Here is a 2773-nt window from a genome sequence, read left to right as displayed (position 1 = left end):
GCCTTCGTCAGGCAGAGCAGCGGGGACATGCCCGCGTCGTACGCCGCGACGAGGGCCCGGTCGATCAGCCGCGGGCGGGGCTCGGGGTCGGCCAGGGCGGTGACGACGACGAGCTGGTCGGCGTTGGAGACGATGACGCGCTCGACCGGGTCGTCGTCGTCGGCGGTACGCCGCAGCGTGGTGCTGCGCTCGACGACCTCGACGATCCGGGCCAGCGACCCGTCGGCGCCCGAGGTGTCCCCGACGACCCGGACCCGGTCGCCCACGACGACGCCCTTGCGGCCGAGGGGGCGCGACTTCATCGCCATCACCGTCGCGCCGCCGATCAGGAGCGTGAACCGGCCCCGGTCGACGGTCACGACCACGCCGTCGACCGCGTCGTCGTACGTCGGACGGTCCTTGGTCCGCGGCCTGGTGCGACGCCGGGGGCGCTCGTAGTGCTCGTGGTCGTGCTCGCCGTAGCGACCGGTCACGGGTGACCCACCACCCCGGACCAGGCGGTGGCGAAGTCGGGGAACGTCTTGCCCGTCGTCGCGATGTCCTCGACCAGGACCCCGTCCACCGCCGAGCCGATGATGACGGCGGCGTGGGCCATCCGGTGGTCGGCGTAGGTGTGGAAGGTGCCGCCGTGCAGCCGGGCGGGTCGGATGGTGAGGCCGTCCGCGTGCTCGGTCACGTCGGCGCCGAGCGCGTTGAGCTCGGTGGCCAKGGCCGCGAGCCGGTCGGTCTCGTGGCCGCGGATGTGACCGATGCCGCGCAGGTGGGAGGGGGAGTCGGCGAGGGCGCAGAGGGCGGCGACGGCGGGGGCGAGCTCGCCGATGTCGTGCATGTCGAGGTCGATGCCGGAGAGGGCGTCCGCGCCCGTGACGCGCAGTCCGGGGTCGTGGCCGGTGACGTCCTCCACGGTGCAGCCCATCCGGCTGAGCACGTCGCGCAGCACGTCGCCCGGCTGGGTCGTGCGCGCCGGCCAGTCGCGCACGGTGACCTGCCCGCCCGTGGTGGCGGCGAGGGCGAGGAAGGGGGCGGCGTTGGACAGGTCGGGCTCGACCTCGTGGTCGACCGCGGCGATGGGTCCCGGCGCGACCGCCCACCGGTCGGCGTCGGAGTCGTCGACCGCGACACCGCGCTCGCGCAGCAGGGCGACCGTCATCTCGATGTGCGGCAGCGAGGGGACAGGCTTCCCGTCGTGGCGCACGTCCACGCCCTGCTCGTAGCGCGCGCCGGCGAGGAGCAGCGCGGAGATGAACTGGGAGGATGCGCTCGCGTCGACGACCACCGTCCCGCCCCGGACGGTGCCTGTGCCCGCCACGGCGAAGGGCAGYGCGCCGCGCCCCCCGTCCTCGACCCGGATGCCCAGCGTGGTCAGCGCGGTGAGGACCTCGCCGACGGGCCGGTTGCGCATGTGGGGGTCGCCGTCGAAGGCGACGCGCCCGGTCGCGAGTCCGGCGACGGGCGGCAGGAAGCGCATCACGGTGCCGGCCAGGCCGCAGTCGACGTCCGCGTCGCCGGCCATCGGCCGCGGGGTGATGAGCCAGTCGTCGCCGCGGTCCTCGACCTCGATGCCCATGGCCCCGAGCGCCCCGGCCATCAGCAGGGTGTCGCGCGAGCGCAACGGACGCCGTACGACGCTGGGACCGTCGGCGAGCGCGGCCAGCACCAGGGCGCGGTTGGTCAGCGACTTGCTGCCCGGCAGCGAGACCACGCTCGTCACCGGACCGCTCGGGCGGGGCGCGGGCCAGGTGTCGGTCACCCGCGCACCCTACCGATCACTCAGGTGAGCTGGGCCTTGGCCAGACGCGCCTCGTGACGGGCGTCCTTGGCCAGCCGGCGAGCCTCGCGCTTGGCGTCGGCGGCGGCGCGACGGGCACGCCACGCGAGGCCGGGCTTGCCCTCGGTGTCGACGCCGGCGAGCAGCAGGCCGCCCATCATCGAGACGTTCTTGAAGAAGTGGATCTTCTGGTTGCCCTTGGCGGTGGGGTCCGACTCCTCCCAGAAGCGGTGCCCGGCCAGGGTGGTCGGGAGCAGCGACGCGGCCAGGACCGTGGAGGCCAGCCGCGGCGCCCGGCCGGTGGCCAGGGCGGCGCCGGCGGTGATCTGCGCGACGGCGTTGATGCGCACCAGCGTGGTGGCGTCGGTGGGGATCGGTGCCTGGGGAACGGCCTTCTGGGCCAGGGGCACCACCTTGTCGGCGACGGGCTGGGCCGCCGGGCCGAGCGTGGAGGMGTTCTTGAGGGCGTTGACGCCGCCCACCACGAACATCGAGGCCAGCATCGGGCGAGCGATCAGTCTGGTGACGGTCATGGGGTCATTCCTACACGACCCGGACGACACCGGCTCCACCCCGTCGGAGGCCCGTCAGTCCCAGGTCACGGTGACGGTGTTGTCCTGGGGAGCGGCGTCCGGTCCCGCGTCGCTGGTGGCCGCGAAGGTCAGCCGCGACGTGCGGCGGGCGCCGGAGACGGCATGGACCGCGAGAGGTCCCGAGCCGGTGACCGTGCAGGTCGTCCGGTCGCCGCTCCAGGGGCTGCACTGCGCACCGCGCACCTGCACCAGCACGGGGTCGCCCGTGATGACCAGCGTCGCCGACTCCCCGGCCGGGATGCCGACGACCCTCGCGGTGAGGTCGACGCTCGCGTTGTTGCCCACCGGGTCGCTGACGGTCATGACCAGGTCGCGCGCCACCGGCACAGGGTCGGGCGCCGGGTCTGTCGTCGGCTCGGTCGTCGGGGTGGTCGTCGCGGTGGGGACCGGGGCCGGAGGGTCGACGGTGGGC

3 protein-coding genes and 1 pseudogene are annotated in these 2773 nt (G+C 74.5%); all 4 read right to left on the bottom strand.

The features are described from left to right. The coding region (rsgA, locus tag ACXJKL_RS18795) for a GTPase RsgA (protein WP_457208525.1) at positions 1 to 473 on the bottom strand (473 nt) is incomplete at its 3' end. Continuing rightward, the gene (aroA, locus tag ACXJKL_RS18790) at positions 470 to 1750 is read right to left on the bottom strand and encodes a 3-phosphoshikimate 1-carboxyvinyltransferase (RefSeq protein WP_457208524.1); all 1281 of its coding nucleotides are present in this window, start codon (positions 1748 to 1750) and stop codon (positions 470 to 472) included. The genes aroA and rsgA, both read right to left, overlap by 4 nt. A gap of 20 nt (positions 1751 to 1770) precedes the next feature. After that, positions 1771 to 2301 carry a DoxX family protein gene (locus ACXJKL_RS18785; protein ID WP_457208523.1) on the bottom strand — a complete coding sequence of 177 codons (531 nt, stop codon included), beginning with the start codon at positions 2299 to 2301 and terminating at the stop codon, positions 1771 to 1773. Positions 2302 to 2355: 54 nt separating this feature from the next. Beyond that, a pseudogene (locus ACXJKL_RS18780) lies at positions 2356 to 2773 on the bottom strand (hypothetical protein); the annotation flags it as partial.

The sequence above is a fragment of the Nocardioides sp. P5_C9_2 genome (assembly GCF_054049555.1).
The sequence above is the reverse complement of the archived record's forward strand: the minus strand, read 5'-3'. Positions and strand labels throughout refer to the sequence as shown.